Source organism: Bradyrhizobium sp. CCBAU 11434 (assembly GCF_028128895.1).
Lineage (GTDB): Bacteria > Pseudomonadota > Alphaproteobacteria > Rhizobiales > Xanthobacteraceae > Bradyrhizobium > Bradyrhizobium zhengyangense.
This window is the reverse complement of sequence record NZ_LBJX01000099.1, coordinates 81,306-99,424: the sequence shown is the minus strand read 5'-3', so window position 1 is coordinate 99,424 and position 18,119 is coordinate 81,306. Positions and strand designations below refer to the sequence as shown.

The following is an 18,119-nucleotide window of genomic DNA, read 5'->3' as shown; positions in this document are numbered from 1 at the left end:
ACTGGTCCATGTCACGCGGCCGGCCGCGTGATGTTCTCTCGACTGACCTCACCGAATCGCGACAGCGTGCGTTCGATTGCTTCCGCGGGAATGTCGCGGACGATGAAGACGAGGCGCGAACTGCGGTCGTTCGACGGCCAGGCATCCAGCGCAATCGGCGGATGCAGCACATGCTGCACTGCATGAACCACCAACGGCCCCTGCGGCCGGTCGGAGACGTTGACCAGCGCCTTGAAGCGCAAGAGGTCGTCGCCTTTGAGGGCTGCGACATAATCGAGCCAGCGCGAGAACGCCTCCCAGCGGATCGGCTCGTTCACGACGAGGCTGAAGGAGGAGATGTGCGAGCCGTGCGTGTGATGGTCGTGATGATGAGCGGCGGCGGTTGCAGCTGCGGCCGTCACGAACCAGCTTGCGACCTGCTCCGAACGGGCGTGGGGTGCGAACAGGCCAGCGTCGAAGACCGCGCCGGGCTCAATCGATCCGTGGTTCACATGGATGACGGAGACTGTCGGATTGATCGCGCGGATCCGCCGCTCCACCACTGCAATGGTGTCCGCATCGGCAAGGTCCGCCTTGGTCAGCAAAATGCGGTCGGCGACCGCGATCTGCTTGACGGCTTCGGCGTAGCTGCCGAGCGAGCGGAGCGCGTTAACCGTATCCACGGTCACGACAACGCCATCGATCCGATAGCGGGCAACCACACCAGGAGCCGTCATCAGGGTATGCAACACGGGCACGGGATCGGCGAGGCCAGTGGTCTCGATTAGGATGCGCCGGATCGTCGGCAACTTTCCGCCGGCTTCGCGAGACGACAAATCTTCGAGCAGGGCGACGAGGTCCTCGCGGACCGAGCAGCAGACGCAGCCATTGTCGAGCAGGGCGAAGCGCTCCTCGCTCGTCTCCGCCAGGAGGTGATCGAGCCCGACCTCGCCGAACTCGTTGATGATGGCAACCGTCCCGTCCATGCCTGGGTGGCGCAACAGTTGGTTCAGGACCGTGGTCTTGCCGCTGCCGAGAAAGCCGGTCAGCACGGTCACGGGAATGGGCGACACACGGGTCATTGGCGGCGCTCGTAGACTTTCCGGCCTTCGAAGAAGGTCATCTCGACATTGGTCGCCGCGATCTGATCGGCCGGGATATTGAACAGCGCCTGATCGAGCACGATCAGGTCGGCGGACTTGCCGACCTCGATCGATCCCGTGATGCCGCCGAGGCCCGCCGCGCGCGCAGCATTGATGGTGTAGATCTCAATGACCGTTTCGAGGTCGAGCGCCTGTTCCGGCCAGAGCGACACCCCGGGAAAGTCGCCAGCGGGATTGCGCCGCGTCACCATGCCCTCGATGCCGTGCCAGGGATCGGGGTTCGGGATGACCGGCCAATCGGACCCGCCGGCCATCAGCGCACCGACGATCTTGAGATCGCGGTTCGGCCAGAAACGCTGCGCCCGCTCCGCCCCCATAGCCGCCTTGTGCGCCTCGAGGAACACGGTCGGAAACCAAATGATCGGTGACAGATCGGCCGCGACGCCGAGATCGGCAAAGCGCGGGATGTCGTCGGGCGCAATGTAGCTCGCATGCGCGATGTGATGGATGAGTGCAGTCGGTCCGTTGAACGAGCGCACCACCTCGATGGCGTCGAGCGCCTGCGTGACTGCGGCATCACCTGCGCAATGGATCTTGGCGGCGAGCCCGAGCGTCTCACATTTGCCGAGCCAGCGGATCAACTCGGGTACCGTGAGCATGGTGGTGCCGCGGAAGCAACAACCGCGCACGGGATCCGCGACATAGGGCTCGTGAAACGCGGCCGTCTTGGCGCCGGGTACGCCGTCCAGGAACATCTTGGCGTAGTCGGGCTTCACATGCGCGGATCGATACTGATCGCGAAGCGCGAACAGCTCCTCGCCCGCCGTTCCGAACATGAAGCCGGGCTCGACGATCGGCATGGCGCAAACCGCCCAGGCCGACAGCTCGCCGCGATCGTCGAGACCCTTCAACGCCGCCAGGATCGGCTGCATGCTCGCTGCATCGACGAAACCGGTGACGCCAAACGAATTGAGAACACCGATGGATCGGGCGACCGCAGCGCGGTCCATCTCCGGCGTGTAGTGTCCCGCCTTTGCCAGCGCGCGCTCGATGATGCCGGAGGCCGCCTCCACCATCAGCCCGGTCAGACGGCCGCTGTCGAGGTCCCGGCCAATCTCGCCGTCGGTCGGATTCTGCGACTCCGCGGTGACACCTGCGATTCGCAACGCTTCCGCACTGGCCCAGCGATTGTGATAGCTGTCGTCACGCAGCAGCACGGGATGGCCGAGGCTCGCGGCGTTGAGCTCCGCCGCGACGACGTCGGTGTTGAGCTTTTGCAGGAGGTCGTTGCCGAACTGGCCGCCAACAATCCAGCTTCCGGGAGCAGCCTTTGTGGCGGCTTCCTTCACGGCTCCCGCGATCTGGCTGATCGAATGGCTCGACGGGAAGCGCAACTCGTAGAGGTCGGCCTGACCGCCCATCATGATGTGATTGTGGATGTCGATGATCCCGGGCATGGCGGTGCGGCCGCCGAGATCGATCACGTTGGTATCGCCGCCGACTAACGACCTCACGTCGGCTTCCTCGCCGATGGACACAAAACGCCCGGCCTTGACCGCTGCGCAACTCGCCCAGAGCTGGTTGCGATTGACGGTATAGATCCTGCCGTTCCGGAACAGCGTGTCGGCTTTGGTCTTGATCTCGCTCATTCCCCGATCCCGATTGTGTGAGCAGCTTGTTCCGCACGCGTGTTGGTCACAATCAGCCGTTCGGTTGATGAGACCGCCGCAAGACGCGTCAGCCCCATTGCCGTTCGACGGCAAAGCCGGTTTCGGGAAGCGTAGTCCCGCCGTCGACTACGATGCTTTGCCCCGTCACGTAGCTCGCCTGCTCAGAAGCGAGATAGAGCATCGCGTAGGCGACGTCGTCCGCTGTGCCGATGCGTCCCATCGGAACGTGCTTCGCGATCCGCGACAGGTTTTCCGTGGTGCTCAGCGACCCCCGCCCCGGCTTGGCGATAAAGCCAGGCTCGACCACATTGGCGGTGATCCCATCTCGTGCGAGTTCGAACGCAGCACCGCGAATGAATGCGTTGACGCCGGCCTTAGCCGCGGAATAGTGCGCGCCGCCGCCCATGGTCAGGCGCGAGGAGATCGACGATGTCACCAGAATGCGGCCATAACGCCTGATACGCATATGGGACACCGCAGCCTGGATGAGCCAGATCGCCGCGGTGAGGTTGATCGACAAGGCCTCTTCGAGCTTGTCCTCGTCAAGGTCATCCAGCGCCGCCCAGGGGCAGCCGCCGGCGTTGTGGACGAGGATATCGAGCCGGCCGAACTGGCCGGTCACGCCATCGACGAGCGCGCCCAGAGCGGACCGGTCCAGCCCGTCGAATGGTGCCGTGCTCGCCGCAAGATCACGGCGGCTCAAATCGGCCGCAAGTGCGTCGGCGACGTCCTGGGAGCGATTGGCGATGACGACCCGGGCGCCTGCTTCTGCGAGGCGCGTCACGATTGCGGCTCCAATGCCCCGCCCGCCGCCGGTGACCAGGGCGACACGTTCGGTCAGGTCGAACGGCGGTGCCATGGTCAGGCCACTCCCGCACCGTTCACCAGCGCAACAAAACGCTCGAAGACGTCGCCATGCCTTTCGACGTCGGCCGCCGATGTCGCCGGGCAGGTTAACAGCATGCCGTGGAATGGCGTGATCAAGATGCCTTCGTTCATATAGAAGGCGTGCATCAACGTCTCGAGATCGGGCCGTCGTCCGGCGATCACGTCGGCGCCGTTGCGTGGCGCCTTCGGCATGAACATGATTTCGATGCGAGCGCCGATCTGGGTCACATGCCAGGCCAGCTTGGCCCGTGCGATGACGCCGCCGACATGCGCGGCCAAGTGTTTGGCATGCCCGATCATGCCTGCATAGGCCGGTGCCGTCAGCACCTCCTCTAGCACCGCGCGCATTGCTGCCACAGCCAGGGCACCACCAGCGAGCGTGCCGCCAAAACCGAGATGCGCCGATTGCCGTTGCCGCGGATTGACCGGCGGAACGATCTGCCAGAGCCGCTCGGCGATCGCCTGGTCGAGGCCGAAGATGCCGGCCGGGATGCCGCCGGCGATGGCCTTGCCCGCGACTAGAATGTCGGGCGCGAGACCATGGAGCGCGGTATAGCCACCGGGCCCGCAGGACAGGGTGTGGGTTTCGTCGATGATCAGCACCGTGCGGGTACGCCGTGTCAGCTCCCGCAAGGCGCGATGAAATCCCTCCTCGACCGGGATCATGCCGAAGTTCGTCATCACGGGCTCGGTGAGTACGCAGGCGACGTCCTCGTGGGCCAGCGCCACCTCAAGTGCGGTGACATCGTTGAATTCGACGATCCTGGTCACGGCGTCATGATCCACGGCGTTCGGATGGATCATGTTGCGGAGACCGATCTGCCCGTCGCGGATCTCGACATGGGCTTCGTCGACGCCGCCGTGATAGCAGCCGGAGAAGACCAGGACCTTGGACCGTCCCGTGATCATGCGCGCGATGCGAATGGCCGCGCGATTGGCATCCGTTGCCGATGTTGTCAGTGTCCAGTAACGTGAGCCGAACCGCCGCGACAGCTCGGCGCCGACCCAAAGGCTGTCCTCGGTCGGGAGCATCATCGTGGCGCCACGCGCGATCTGCTGCGTGACGGCGCGTGTCACGGCCTCCGGCGCATGTCCGCACATCGCACCGGTGTCGCCAAGGCAGAAGTCGACGTAGTCAGAGCCGTCGATATCCCTGACATGGGCGCCTGCTGCCGCATCGACATAGACCGGGAAGCCACCCGCCCAGCGACGCATCCAGTGCGATGGCGCACCATAGAGGAAATGACACCGGCCTTCCCGCCATGCAGCCGCGGAACGTGGATGCAGGCGCAGGAAACGCGCCTGCTCGGCGTCGATCAACCGGTCGAGCGCTGCGGCCCGCGGCTCAATTGCTACCGTCACAGCACAATCCAGGCGGTTTTCCGATCGGTGTATTCGTCGAGCGCATGCAACGACTTGTCGCGGCCGAAGCCCGACTGCTTGAAGCCTCCGAGCGGCACCGTCACGTCGGTGCCGCCATACGTGTTGACGTGCACCACGCCGGCATTGATCGCGCGCACCATCCGGTGCGCCGTGCCCAGCGATCCCGTCCACACCGCAGCTGCCAGCCCGTAGGCACTCGCATTAGCGAGTCGCACCGCGTCCTCCTCGTCCTCAAACCGGGTCACCGCGAGCACCGGCCCAAACACCTCTTCACGCCAAAGGCTCATCCTGGAGCTCACACCGGCAAAGATCGCTGGCGCCATAGTAACCGCCGCTCTCCTCATGCAGCCTTACGCCGCCGCACAGCCGCTCACCTCCCTCTTCATCCGCTCGCCGTACGACATCCAGATTCTTGCGCAACTGCGCCTCGCTGTTCACAGCACCGACGTCGAAGGCGAGGTCGAGGGGATCGCCGATTTTCAGCTTGCCCGTGACGGCGAGCAGTTCGCTCATGAACCGGTCGTAGATTCCGGACTGCACAAGGAGCCGCGAGCCCGCGACGCAGACCTGTCCCGAATTGCGAAAGATGCCGTTCGCCGACACCTTCGCGGCCTGCTTAATGTCGGGAACGTCGGAGAATACGACATTGGGCGACTTGCCGCCGAGCTCGAGATAGACCCGCTTCAAGTTCGAGCGCGCTGAATATTCCAGAAGCCGCCGTCCCACTGGTCCGGATCCCGTAAACGCCAGCACGTCGACATCCATATGCAACGCCAGCGCTTCGCCGGCCGTGGCGCCTCGCCCGGTCACAACGTTCAAAACGCCGTCTGGCAATCCGGCCTCGCTCGCAAGGGCAGCCAAACGCAGCAGCGTCAGCGATGCGCTCTCCGGAGGCTTCACCACGACGGAATCGCCGGCGGCGAGCGCGGGCGCGATTTTCCACGCACCGATCATCATTGGGAAGTTCCAGGGGACAATCACCCCGACCACGCCCAGCGGCACGCGGTGAATAAGCCCGAGCACGTCCCGTCCGGTCGGCGCGATCTCACCATAGACCTTGTCGATCGCCTCGGCGTAATAGCGAATCGTAGCCACCGCCGACAGCGGCTCGGCCTTGTAGGCCATGCCGATCTCGGTGCCGTTCTCGCGTACACCAAGCACGGCGAGCTCCATCGCATGACGCTCGACGAGTTCCGCGAAGCGCAACAAGACCTTCTTGCGCTCGGCAGGCGCTGCTCGCGACCATGCTCCGCCGTCATAGACCTGCCGAGCCGCGCTTACCGCGCGATCGATGTCGCCGGCATTTCCGTCGGCGATCGTCGTCAGCCGCCTGCCGTCGATGGGAGATATCACATCGAGCCGTGCGCCGCTCGCACCCTCGACCGCGGCACCTGCGATGAAGTGCTGCTGTGGCGAGACGGCCGCGGTTCGTAACGCGTCGATTTCGGATTGCAACATGAACGAGCCCGGACGCAGAAAAATCGGATCGACGGCTGCGCAGGCCATCGCGATCGATAGGCGTCATTCAGCCCCGATGCGGCATGTTTCACAATCCACCGATAGGTGGATGTCACGCATCGCAGCAAGTTCCTAATTTCGCCGGCAACCAACACCCGCGCGCAGCCTGTGTCGCAGCGCGTCCCGTCACTCCAGCATCGGCATTCCGACGACATGACCAACAGACCTCGCCCGCGCATCCTGCTGATCGGCACCGGAGATACCAAGGCTGATGAGCTGCTCTTCATGCAGCGATGCATCGACGAGGTCGGCGGCGAGACCGTCATGATGGACATCAGCGTGCTCGGCGATCCCTCTTACAAGCCGGCGCACGACAAGCACGCAGTCGCAGCCGCAGCTGATACGACCATCGCGGCGGTGATCGCAAGCGGCGACGAGAACTCGTCGATGACGTTGATGGCGCGCGGCGCTGCGCGGCTAACGAGGCAACTGTGCGACGATGGCAGCATCGACGCCGTGATCGCGATCGGCGGCACCATGGGCACCGACCTTGCGCTCGACGTCGCGCTCGCGCTGCCGCTCGGCTTTCCCAAGCTGATCGTCTCGACGATTGCGTTCTCCCACCTGATTCCGCCCGAGCGCATCGCCGCCGATCTGATGATGATCCTGTGGGCCGGCGGCCTCTACGGCCTCAACGGCACCTGCACGGCCGTATTGTCGCAAGCTTGCGGCTCGATCGTCGGCGCGGCCCGCAGCGTGATCAGGCCGCGGCCCCAGCGACCGATCGTGGCCTTGACCTCGCTCGGCAAGAGCTGTCTCAGCTACATGGTCGAATTGAAGCCGGAGCTTGAGGCGCGCGGCTATGAGGTCGTGGTGTTTCACACCACGGGGATGGGCGGCCGCGCGATGGAATCGATCGCCGCGCAAGGCGGATTTGCCGCAGTACTCGATCTGAGCCTCCAGGAGGTCGCCAACCAGTTGATGGGCTCGGTGGTCAACTCCGGCTCCGACCGCCTGATGAATGCGGGCCGGAACGGCATCCCGCAGATCGTCGCGCCCGGCGCCATCGACATGGTGGATTTCCCCGCTTGGCTCCCGGTGCCGGCTGAACTCGCCGATCGTCCATTCCATGCGCATAATCGCCTGCTTGCGTCCGCGACCTCGGGTCCCGACGATCGCCGCCGGATCGCGCGCGCCATCGCCACGAAGCTTGCAGAGGCGACCGCGCCAATTGCCTTCGTGCTTCCGACCGGCGGCATCCAGCAATGGGACCAGGATGGCGAGCCACTGCACGATCCCGAGGGCCTTGGCGCCTTCGTCACGGAGATGCGCGCCGCGATCCGCCCGCCGGTGGAACTCCACGTGATCAAGGACCATATCAACCACCAGGGCTTCGTCGCGAAGGTGCTGGCGATCTTCGACCGCTGGGTGGCCGATGGCATCGTTGCCCGCGGGAAAGTGCCGGCGGAGCAGACATGATCGCATCGACGGCAAGCGCTCTGGTTCTGGATTTCGGTGGGGTAATTTCAAAAACCCTGTTCGAAACCCACGACGCGACGGAAGCCGCGCTCGGCCTTCCAAAGGGAACGCTGACCTGGCGTGGCCCTTTCGCTGTTCGCACCGATCCGCTTTGGTCAGCGATGCAGTGCGGAGAATTGTCTGAGCGCGACTACTGGCTGACTCGCAGCCGCGAGGTCGGCAGGCTCATCGGCGAGGACTGGAGGGACATGCAGACCTTCGTCCGCCGCGCGCGGGGCGCTGATCCGATGCTGGTCATCCGACCCGAAGCCGAGCGCGCCGTCCGGATCGCACGAGAAGCCGGCCGCAAGCTCGCCATTCTCTCAAACGAGCTCGACTTGTTTTATGGCGAGGAGTTCGGGCGCAGGCTGCCGCTGCTGGAGCACTTCGACGTCATAGTCGATGCCACCTATACTAAGATCCTGAAGCCCGACCCGCGCGCCTATAGCGCCGTGTGCGATGCCCTCGGACTTGCGCCTCAGGCTTGCGTCTTCGTCGACGACCAGGAACGCAACATCAAAGGCGCGATCGCCTGCGGATTGCCTACCGTCTGGTTCGACGTGCGACACCCCCGAGACTCTTACCGGCAAGCCCTGCAAATGCTCGGCCTGGCCTTCGACTGACGACACGGAGCATTCCATGCGCGAAATCAATTTCCTGGTCGAGAACAATGCCCGCCGCATCTGGCATCCGATGGCGCATCCCAAGGACATGCAGGACCATCCGCCGCGGATCATCATGAAGGGCGAAGGCATCCACGTCACAGACATCGAAGGCAACACCGTGCTCGACGCGGTTGGTGGCCTTTGGAATGTGACGCTCGGATATAGCTGCGATCCCATCAAGAAGGCGATCGCCGACCAGCTCAACGAGCTGCCCTATTATTCCGGTTTTCGCGGCGTCTCGACGGGGCCCGCGATCGAGCTCGCCTACGAGCTCACCGAATGGTTCAAGCCGGAGGGCATGGTGCGCACGTTCTTCACCTCGGGCGGATCCGATTCCGTCGAGACCGCACTGCGGCTCGCACGACAATATTGGAAAATCAAGGGCCAACGCGACCGCACCAAATTCCTGTCACTGAAGAAGGGTTATCACGGCACGCATTTCGGCGGCGCATCGGTGAACGGCAATGCAAACTTTCGCCGCAACTACGAGCCGCTGTTGCCGGGCGTCTACCACATCCCCGCGCCGTGGACCTATCGCAATCCCTTCAACGAGGCCGATCCGGCCAAGCTCGCGCAACTCTGTGCCAATGCGCTCGTCGACGAGATCGAGTTCCAGGGCGCCGATACCATCGCAGCCTTCATCATGGAGCCGGTGCTAGGCGCCGGTGGCGTCATCGTCCCGCACGAAAGTTTTATGAGCCTGGTGCGCGAGATCTGCGATCGTTACGGCATTCTCCTGATCTCGGATGAAGTCGTCACCGGCTTCGGCCGCACCGGCGCCTGGTCCGGCGCGCGGCTCTGGAACGTCAAGCCGGACATGATGACGATCGCGAAGGCCATCACATCGGGCTATTTCCCGCTGGGCGCCACCATGATCGGCGAGACGATCGCCGAGGCTTTCGAGAGCGACGAGACGAGTTTCGGCTCGATCGGCCACGGCTACACCTATTCCGGCCATCCTGTCGGCTGCGCGGCCGGTGTTGCTGCGCTCGCCGAAACGAAGCGATTGAAGCTCGACGCGAGGGCCGCTGCCTCCGGCGCGGTACTCAACGAGACACTTGCAGCGTTGAAGAAGAAGCACGACATCGTGGGCGACGTCCGCGGCAAGGGCCTGATGGTCGCGCTCGAGCTCGTCGCCGACCGCGACAGCAAGAAGGCGCTCGACAAGAAGCGCGTCGGAGCGATCGCCGATACGATCTACAATGCCGGTGTAATGGTGCGCGTATCCGGCAGCAACATCATCCTCTCGCCGCCGCTGATCATTACGGCAGATGACGCCAAATCGATCGCAAGCGCGATCGACCATGGACTCGCAACGGGCTGACGCAAGGAGGCGTGGCCGCTAGTTCGGCCGCGCCATCAGGGCCACCACGGCGGAGCGCGTCTCGACGCCGAGCTTCTCGAAAATGTGGATCAGGTGGGTCTTCACGGTAGCGTGCGCGATGTTGAGGCACTCCGCGATCTCGCGGTTCGTACGACCACAGCAAAGAAGCCGCACGACATCCATCTCGCGGCTGGTCAAGCCATAGCGTTGCCCGTCCTCAGGCGCAGCAGGGCGGCCGACCAGATTGAACTGAAGATACTGATGTATCTTCCCGGCGATGCTGACGGCGCCCTCCGGGATCCTCGCATCCCTATCCCATGCGACGCTCATACCGGCGACGATCTGATCGTCGCGCCGAAAGAAGAAGTCGACCATGTCGACGATGCCGCATTGATCGACGAAGGAGCGGTACAGCGCCGTCTCGCGCGCTTGCCGGTGGGCAATCGTGTTGCTCAACCGCGCGACCGCGAGGCCCCCCGCATGACGCGGATGCTGCGGGTCAAACTCGCTCATACCGTCGAGATACTGTCGGTGAAACGGCTCCGGAATGCCGGACAGCAGGAAGCGCCTGAGGTTATAGCCCTCATCGACCTCATAGAAAGCAGTCGCAGACCCCTCCAGTATGGACTGGGCAAAATGCACCGCTTCGCTCGTTGCAGGGTCCGAGCGGCCCATGAGCATCAGCATGGCCTACCCCTCCTCGATTCCGCTCCGTTCGGGACATCTGCCGTGTCCTCACGCAGGCGACGCTGGGACAGGCACTGCCCTTAGTCAAGCAATTTCCGGACCAGCGCCTCAACTTGCTGCCGAACGCAGGCGCCGCGTCACCCGGCCCTCCACCGATAGGTTGATTGACTGGGCAGTCTCACCGCCGGCTGGACGGGACTTCACCACCCGGTTGATTGCCGAACGGCCAAGCGGACCCGATCGTAACGCCCTGACATCAAGACGGGACAAGAATGAATTCCCAACGCATCATGGCCGCCTTCCCCCCGACGGAAGAGCAGGTGACACTTGCCAATTGGCGGCAGCATCCGTTCAGCACATGGTCATTCCGCAACGTCCGCGAATTTTTGCCAACAGCCAACATCGCGCGCTCGCCCGAGCCGGCTCCGCTGTTCTTCGGGCAGAGATATCTTGAGGACGTTAGCTTTGCGGGCCGCAACGGCGAGCCGACACACCTGAGCGAAGCCCTTCGTACGAGCCACACCGACGGAATCGTCGTGATGCGCCGCGGGCAGGTAGTGTCCGAGTGGTACGCCCACGGTCTTGCACCCGACACACCGCACTTGATCTTCTCCGTCGGCAAGTCGATCGCCGGCACGCTGGGCGGCATCCTGGTCGATTGCGGCTAGCTCGATCCGGACGCAAGGATCACGCGTTACATCCCCGAAATGGAGGGTTCGGTCTATGGCGGCGGCTGCACGATCAGGCATCTGCTTGACATGAGCGTCGGCATTCGCTTCGACGAGGACTACATGGCGCACGATGGCGATGTCATGAAATATCGACAGTCGACCGGGTGGGAGCCGCCGGAGGCAGGTATTCAACCGACCCATCTGCGGCAATATTTGCAAACGCTGCGGCCAGACGGCACACCACACGGACACACCTTTCACTATGTCTCGACCAACACCGTCGTGCTCGGCTGGGTCTACGAACGCGCCTGCGGCATGTCCTACGCGAAGATCCTGTCGCATTACCTTTGGCAACCGATGGGCGCACAGCACGACGCCTACATCACCGTCGATTCCCGCGGCCCTGCGCGCGTCGCCGGCGGCATCTGCGCCACATTGCGCGATCTCGCGCGCTTCGGCGAAATGATGCGCAACTACGGAATCAGCGGCGGTCGACAGGTTGTTCCGGCCTGGTGGATCGACGATATCAGGCGCAACGGCATTGCCGAGGCCTGGTCGCGGGGCGACCTCACGAAGGTGTTTCCGAACGGAAATTACCGCAGCAAGCGGTACACCATCGATCGCGGCCAAAGTCCCTTTGCTGCTGTCGGCATCCACGGCCAATGGATCTACGTCGATCGAGCGAACGAGACCCTCATAGCCCGCGTCTCCTCGCAGCCATTGCCGATGGATCTCGGTCTTGACGACATGTGGCCGCGCGGCTATCGCGCGATAGCAACCAAGCTGGATGAAGACGCCTGAGACTCGGAATCGCATCCCGCCCCATGCAGGTTTTGCATGGCGCCCCAAGCGCGACCATCACGGGGCGCCGTCTGCTGATGGTCGGTTAGGCCGCGCTCACACAACCAACTGCTGAGCTGTCGCGCGATGCGCACTTTGTTTGGTGCCGCCGGTCGCTGATTGAAAAAGACCGTTTGAAAAATCAGATGCTCAAACGGTTTTGCCGGATAAGCCATTGATTTGGTGGGCGCACCAGGGCTCGAACCTGGGACCCGCTGATTAAGAGTCTGATGTTTTCTGAATAACGACAAATACTTAGATGTAAAAGATGGCTATAGCAGAGCTATACAAATCAATGGGTTATAGCCGAATCGTAAATCACGAGCCGGCGACTTCATTGACCTGCGACCCGAGCGTCCCGAACGCAATCAGCGACCGACAAATCAACAAAAACAACAAAGCTCGATCCTGACTGACCAGCCTTCTTGCCCTACGCTATTCGGGATTTGCCCGGTCGGCCGGCACGACTACCAACCGTCGGTGACGGCACGCTGCCGTGCTTTCAAAAAAACGCCACGTGGCTTCAATCATCCGAGCAGACTGTCTGCTTTCACTTAGATTTATAGATTGAAAGGAGCTTGCTGGCGAACTCCTGAAGGTCGGGAGGAACGACGTTCGATTGATCGTCGCCGGTCGAGAGTGGCACGCTCAGGCTCCAATTCGTCTCAAACCTGAACGCACCATATGCTTCATCGAGAATACTCGTGACCGGGAACATGCCTGACTCTGTTGGGCAGGGATCAAACGGGGAGGTCATAGCGACTTCTCCCTGCACGCCCTGAAAAGTCGCTGTGTCGAAGCAAAAATCAAGTTGAGAGTAGACAAATACGCCATTCGTCGTTTGGGAGATCAACGGACGCTCGAGCATCTGACGCACCAGCTTTAGGTACGGAAAGCGTGGCGTACTGGCTCTTCCGGGCAGTCCTTTTGCGGCTAGATTGGTGCTGATCTCGCCGAGATCACAATTCAACTCAAAGGCTCCACCCGCCGACGCTATCCGGGCGAGGCGCTTGTTATAGCCATAGAGATTGACGCCAATCAAAACGGGCGCAAGCTCGTCAAGAAAAAGATGGGGCATATAGCTGAATGGACCGCCGCTCGGCCCATCAGCACTATTCCGTGCCACGTAGGGGACGAGTTCGATGATCTCGTGATATCTCAGACCGCCAATCGGGATAAAGCCTGGCCGAACGTTTCTTTGTCGACAGAAAAGCAGCACAACCGGGTGCTGGGGTTTCCCTGTTGGTCCCGTACGGGCAAGGCCGTGTGGACGATCGAGCGAAAGGCTTGGTGGCAACAATTTCTGTACTTCATCAGAATCGCGCCAAATTGTAACGCAGTAGCCTTCCATCGTTCCCAAGCCGCCGGCGGCACGTGTCTTTAACTGCTTGAGCAAATTGACAATTGGCAGCAGCGTGATGGGAACGGGAATCTTACGAAAATTGCCGTAGCCGGGAATGTTCATGCTAGCTCCTGTTATCGCTCGCGCTACTACGCGGCCGGACATCACCGCCGCTTCAACACATCCTGAATCCAATCCGGTGCGGGCCCAATCGCCAGCAAGAAACAGGTTTGAGATACCTGATTGATCCGGCCATAGGCGCCACCGAAGAGTACCCGGTGCTGAAAGCACATAACGCTCCCACGGATTTATGTTCGGACGAACATATTGAGAGTCGAGACGGGCCTCGCCCTGCTGCGGAGCCGACGCCGGAACGACCAGCACATCCCAGTCAAACTTTGGCGAATCGGGATCGCGGGCTTTTGGCCAGATCCCCGGTAAATCCTTGTTCATCCATTTGATGATCATCGACTTCGCCCGAGCGAGTTCGACGTCCGGGTAGTTTGGCCCGTTAGGCGACCCGTCTTGGGGAAAGACACCGACAAAGTAGCTTAACGATCGCGCCGCATCTCCGCCCTGCCCGGTTTCGTTGGCGAGCAACGGCGAGTTGTCCTGCCACGAATTCAGCGGTGCAGAACCCGGTCCTCCGCTGTCTGATTCAAAGCCGACCATGACAGTCCGTGGATCCGGCCAGCCAAGCTGCGCCGTATCTTTCTTCAACCATAGTTGCAGAGCCAATGTCGGGATCGTCTCGAGATTTGCGAGGCACTTGCCCCAGGTGTCCGGATGACCGGTCGAGAGATCGCACGCGATCTTCTTGAGTCCTCCAAAGCCGGTAGCAAGGATCGCAATGTCGAATGTTTCGTTGATCGGGGTGCCGTCAGCCGGACGCCGCCGCAACGTCAACGAGCCTGCATCTTGCCATTCTGTCCAGAACGATTCCAGATCGTGATGCTTTAACGCGCCATCGTCATCGATCTGTTCGTAGAGAGGGTGGCAAGGCCAACTCTCGAGACCAGTCTCCTGATTTTTGATTAACGGTCTGTAGCCGCACTCTGGATTTCGAAGCTTGACCTGGCAACCGAGCCCGATACTTTCTATCGCACTCAAGTCGGTCGATAATACGAGCTTGTCCAGTCTGTGAAAGAACTTGAATTTTACTCCCTTGTCTCGAAGGTAATTGTAGAGCGGCGCGAATAGAAAGTCGCCCATCGGCTCACGCAGTGTGTAGAAAATCGACCCCCGATAAGTAAGCAGCAGCCTGAGTAATCCCACCGTCCCGACACCGGCTCCCACCTTGCGTACGCCTTTGACGCTACCAAACACATAATCGTAGCATCCCCGAACGACGCCGGACTTTAAGCTCTCGTCCGCGCACCCGTTGCCCGCCATCCAGTCCGACCATTCCAAATAATCGATGGCGTCCAGTCCCTCCTGCAGCACCTCGTCTGACAACAGTCCGAGTATAAGCCCCGCCGCCAGGTCGAAGAGTATCTGAAGGCGGCGAACTTCGTCATCATCGGTCTGGCCCGAGGCCGCGTACTTTCTGTCCAGGGCGGCGCGCGCTTTCCCGACCTGCTTCCGGAATGCAGCCACAAGTTTCATCGCATCGAAACTGATGGTGTTGAACGCCGACGTTGGTCTATCGAGCAGCGCCGCTATGGCGGACAGCGGCGTTGGAAACACTTCTCGCGTGTCGAGCACCTTCATGGTTTCATGCTGGATTTGGAGGCGCATTTCAGGTTCTTCGGCGCATCCAAATACTGAACCAAGGAAACCCTGTTCAACCCAAGACAACAGGTTCTTTACGAGGACCGTCGGAGCCAGGTCCAGCAGATCGATCCCCGGATCGGACGTATTAGGACGCGCGTGCAGCAGCCAAGGCTTCCACAGAGGGTCGACGTATTCCATCACCGTGAAATGGTTCAAGCCCTCGAACTTGCTACGCCATTCCTGCGGCGGGAGATTCAGCCGAGCGTAGAGGCGTTGCACCAGGTCGAACGCATTGTCGTAGAATCCGGCCCAGACGTGAAGGCCATGCTCAAGCCCGCGCCAGTTTCGTGTTTCGTCGCGACCGACGCTGGCCTTGCCGCCGAGGCGCCACCCGAGTGTATAGATCGTGATGTCGAGGCGCTCATCCGAATTCTGCTCGGTCAGTTCGAAAGCGGCCGTGAGCGCGCCAATACCGCCGCCGAGAATAGCAATTTGTGTCTTCTCCGTCATCGAAGTCTCGTTCGTCGTTCGCGTGACCGCCCGTTCCACAATTGAAAGTCGACCTCGCCGACGTCGGACGCGGCACCGAGCCCGGCTTCCAGCAACGACGTTGCTCCATCGACGACCAGAGCAGCGAGCGAGGAAAGAACGTCTCCAAATCTCAGGAAATCCTCCCCAACAATTGCAATGCTCGCACCGGAGATAGCGCGCGCTGCCTGCATCCCTGACATCACCGCCGCCTCGATGCACTCGGTATTGAAGCCAGTGTCGATCCATGTGCCTGCGAGGTACAGATTGTCAAAACCGGACGCGTCGGCGGCCAATCGCCACTGCGTCGAGCCAGCCGCCGATACGACGCAACAGCTCGATGGATCAACATTCGCTCGATAGACCTGCTGCTTGATCCGATAATGGCCGCTGGTGGGAGTGCGACAGAAGAGGTAATCCCAATTGAAGCCTCCGTGGAAAATTGCGTCGGGCCAGAGATACAACGATTTGCTGCTCAACCAGCTGATCGCGTGGGTCTCAGCGAGCTTTTTCGCAACAGCAGGCACGTTGGTCCGCCACGCTGGCTCACGGAAGAGCTCGGTCTCAAGCACTCCACACAGGTAATGAAGCGACGTCGGCTGGTCCGCGTCGAGATGCCGGCGCTCATACTTCAGCACTTGAGACATGTCCGCCCAGATGTCGAGCGGATCCGGTCCGGTCGATATCACGGTCTTGGCCGGCGAATGTGAGGGAATTGCCTGCGAAGGCGGATAGCCCAACCCGGACGCGGTGGGCACAGTACACCACAACTGGACCGAAATGGTCGGCACCAAAATCGCAGTCTCCGTCATCGCGCGAAACTTGCTGCTGGCCGCGATGAGCTGATCGCACGGTCCCGGCCCAGCATTTAACTTCTTGAATGCACCAACGGGAATGGCGAGGACCACGGCATGAAAATGATTTCCCCACTCGAGCGTCTCTTGACCGACGTTGTGACAACACCAGTGCGATTCAAGATCAACTCCCTGCTCCTGAAGCGCTCGCCCATCGCAAATCTGGTTCCATAATGGCGTCTCCGGCCAGCATTCCAGATTTCCGTTACAGGGTTGAGGGCGGATGGTCGGACAATATGCTCCGTTTGTAAGATTCACCTGTCGATCAAATACGATTCGAGCAACAGAACCTTCTTGCGGATCCAGCTCCAGACGCTTGAGTTTCCGGAAGAATTCAAATTTCACCCCGCGTTGCTTCAAGACCCGATAAATCGGCACGACTACGACTTCACCCATCCCTGATTGCATTTCGAAGGCGAACGAATCCCGGTAGGTACCGTAAAGCCGAACGACAGCCTGAGCTGCGGTCCCAGCCCCGTAGCTCGGACGCCGCCGGTCTCCATCGCAGTATTGCAGCATGGAATCGTAAAGCGCCTGGACGATGGGTGAGCCATAGGTCGAATCGCGAGCCGCTCCACAGACGGAGAGCCACTCACGAAAATCCATCAGGTCCAGCTCGCGAATGGTTATTCCACCAAGCATCATGTCGATGATGATGCCTTTAATGGTTGCCGTTCCGACGTCTATGAGTTGCGCCATGAACATTCCAGCGCCACCCTTTCCGAAGGTTGGCGACAACACCGCCTTTGCAAAGCTTCTGATGAAATTTACAAAGCCGCGCAGTTGTACGTCACTAGGATCGGCAACCACGCTCGCAAGTGCATGCGACCAATCACGTGCAAGCGCAGCGCACCACTTGACGTCGATGGGGACTTTTGCATCGGGGCCGAACCGGAGTGAGTCCGGCTTTGGTGTTACGTACTTGCCGTAGTCGACGTTCGCCGCATCCAAAAGCGCTCTGGAGTCGTCGTCCAACTCCACCTCAGTCGGTATGGCGGGCGGCAAAAAAATCAGCTGGTCATAGAAGCATTGCACGACGTTAAGCATTTGCGCGAACGCTTTGAATGGCGAAAGGTCGGCCCTCCCGTCGCCAGGATCGCCCGCCGCGCCGGACGGCCAATTGAGACAAATCACGTCCGGAGCATCGCCACGGCCAATCGCCGAGTCGCACTGCGCCTTCAAAGCATCCGCAACCGACCGAATTGCCTGTCCGTTTTGTGAGTTCCACTCCTGGTAAGCCGTCCTCAACATACCGAATGCGTTCTCGTAGCAACCGAACCAGATATGGAGACCGTGCTCGACGACGCGGCTCTCATCGTCGCGGCCGGACGCCCCCTTTCCTCCAAGGCGCCAGCCCATCTGATAGATCGTAATATCGAAGCGATCTCGTATATGCTGACGCTGCGTCAGCTCGAATGCCGTTGCGAGTGCAGCCATTCCTCCACCTAGAATGGCAACCTTCTGTTTTGTCATACAAGAACTCCCCGAGTTGACCT

Annotated in this window: 11 protein-coding genes and 2 pseudogenes; 5 read left to right on the top strand and 8 right to left on the bottom strand. The window is 61.3% G+C overall.

Annotated features, from left to right (window positions below; genetic code table 11):
- Nucleotides 1–11: 11 nt before the first annotated feature.
- The 5 genes and pseudogenes from XI06_RS31255 to XI06_RS31235 all read right to left on the bottom strand — a co-directional run bounded on the left by XI06_RS31255 (nt 12) and on the right by XI06_RS31235 (nt 6,478).
- Nucleotides 12–1,061, bottom strand: a complete 1,050-nt coding sequence (locus tag XI06_RS31255; RefSeq protein WP_237890009.1) for a CobW family GTP-binding protein — start codon at nt 1,059–1,061, stop codon at nt 12–14.
- Nucleotides 1,058–2,731: an amidohydrolase gene (locus XI06_RS31250; RefSeq protein WP_237890010.1), complete on the bottom strand. Its 1,674-nt coding sequence runs from the start codon at nt 2,729–2,731 to the stop codon at nt 1,058–1,060. The genes XI06_RS31255 and XI06_RS31250 overlap by 4 nt, the downstream gene beginning before the upstream one ends.
- An 88-nt stretch (nt 2,732–2,819) precedes the next feature.
- On the bottom strand, nt 2,820–3,611 hold the full coding sequence (locus XI06_RS31245) for an SDR family oxidoreductase (RefSeq protein ID WP_237890011.1): 792 nt from the start codon (nt 3,609–3,611) through the stop codon (nt 2,820–2,822).
- A gap of 2 nt (nt 3,612–3,613) precedes the next feature.
- On the bottom strand, nt 3,614–5,002 hold the full coding sequence (locus XI06_RS31240; RefSeq protein ID WP_237890012.1) for a transaminase: 1,389 nt from the start codon (nt 5,000–5,002) through the stop codon (nt 3,614–3,616).
- A pseudogene (locus XI06_RS31235) lies at nt 4,999–6,478 on the bottom strand (aldehyde dehydrogenase family protein). Before XI06_RS31235 ends, XI06_RS31240 begins: the two are co-directional and overlap by 4 nt.
- A 216-nt stretch (nt 6,479–6,694) precedes the next feature.
- On the opposite strand from XI06_RS31235, the gene XI06_RS31230 reads away from it, so the two are divergent.
- The 3 genes from XI06_RS31230 to XI06_RS31220 are packed head-to-tail and all read left to right on the top strand — an operon-like array spanning nt 6,695 to nt 9,988.
- Nucleotides 6,695–7,960 carry a Tm-1-like ATP-binding domain-containing protein gene (locus XI06_RS31230; RefSeq protein ID WP_237890013.1) on the top strand — a complete coding sequence of 422 codons (1,266 nt, stop codon included), beginning with the start codon at nt 6,695–6,697 and terminating at the stop codon, nt 7,958–7,960.
- Nucleotides 7,957–8,622: an HAD family hydrolase gene (locus XI06_RS31225; RefSeq protein WP_237890014.1), complete on the top strand. Its 666-nt coding sequence runs from the start codon at nt 7,957–7,959 to the stop codon at nt 8,620–8,622. The genes XI06_RS31230 and XI06_RS31225 overlap by 4 nt, the downstream gene beginning before the upstream one ends.
- A 16-nt stretch (nt 8,623–8,638) precedes the next feature.
- Entirely contained in the window at nt 8,639–9,988 is a 1,350-nt protein-coding gene (locus XI06_RS31220; protein ID WP_237890015.1) for an aspartate aminotransferase family protein, read from the top strand.
- Between the two features lie 18 nt (nt 9,989–10,006).
- Here XI06_RS31220 and XI06_RS44015 read toward each other — a convergent pair whose 3' ends face one another.
- On the bottom strand, nt 10,007–10,186 hold the full coding sequence (locus XI06_RS44015; RefSeq protein ID WP_377807307.1) for a response regulator transcription factor: 180 nt from the start codon (nt 10,184–10,186) through the stop codon (nt 10,007–10,009).
- Nucleotides 10,187–10,947: 761 nt separating this feature from the next.
- Between XI06_RS44015 and XI06_RS43605 the strand changes: the two genes are divergently transcribed.
- Nucleotides 10,948–11,343, top strand: coding sequence for a hypothetical protein (locus XI06_RS43605; RefSeq protein WP_333909379.1), 396 nt, complete (start codon nt 10,948–10,950; stop codon nt 11,341–11,343).
- 12 nt (nt 11,344–11,355) lie between these two features.
- A pseudogene (locus tag XI06_RS31210) lies at nt 11,356–12,147 on the top strand (serine hydrolase domain-containing protein); the annotation flags it as partial.
- A 589-nt stretch (nt 12,148–12,736) separates the two neighbouring features.
- On the opposite strand, the gene XI06_RS31205 reads toward XI06_RS31210, so the two are convergent.
- Entirely contained in the window at nt 12,737–15,751 is a 3,015-nt protein-coding gene (locus tag XI06_RS31205) for an NAD(P)-binding protein (RefSeq protein ID WP_237871066.1), read from the bottom strand.
- Nucleotides 15,748–18,096: an NAD(P)-binding protein gene (locus tag XI06_RS31200; protein ID WP_237871068.1), complete on the bottom strand. Its 2,349-nt coding sequence runs from the start codon at nt 18,094–18,096 to the stop codon at nt 15,748–15,750. The genes XI06_RS31205 and XI06_RS31200 overlap by 4 nt, the downstream gene beginning before the upstream one ends.
- Nucleotides 18,097–18,119: the final 23 nt, after the last annotated feature.

Coding starts and splice junctions, on each gene's coding strand:
- XI06_RS31200 (WP_237871068.1), bottom strand. CDS start 18,096: ATGACAAAACAGAAGGTTGCCATTCTAGGTGGAGGAATGGCTGCACTC.
- XI06_RS31250 (WP_237890010.1), bottom strand. CDS start 2,731: ATGAGCGAGATCAAGACCAAAGCCGACACGCTGTTCCGGAACGGCAGG.
- XI06_RS31225 (WP_237890014.1), top strand. CDS start 7,957: ATGATCGCATCGACGGCAAGCGCTCTGGTTCTGGATTTCGGTGGGGTA.
- XI06_RS31230 (WP_237890013.1), top strand. CDS start 6,695: ATGACCAACAGACCTCGCCCGCGCATCCTGCTGATCGGCACCGGAGAT.
- XI06_RS31255 (WP_237890009.1), bottom strand. CDS start 1,061: ATGACCCGTGTGTCGCCCATTCCCGTGACCGTGCTGACCGGCTTTCTC.
- XI06_RS31205 (WP_237871066.1), bottom strand. CDS start 15,751: ATGACGGAGAAGACACAAATTGCTATTCTCGGCGGCGGTATTGGCGCG.
- XI06_RS43605 (WP_333909379.1), top strand. CDS start 10,948: ATGAATTCCCAACGCATCATGGCCGCCTTCCCCCCGACGGAAGAGCAG.
- XI06_RS31245 (WP_237890011.1), bottom strand. CDS start 3,611: ATGGCACCGCCGTTCGACCTGACCGAACGTGTCGCCCTGGTCACCGGC.
- XI06_RS31220 (WP_237890015.1), top strand. CDS start 8,639: ATGCGCGAAATCAATTTCCTGGTCGAGAACAATGCCCGCCGCATCTGG.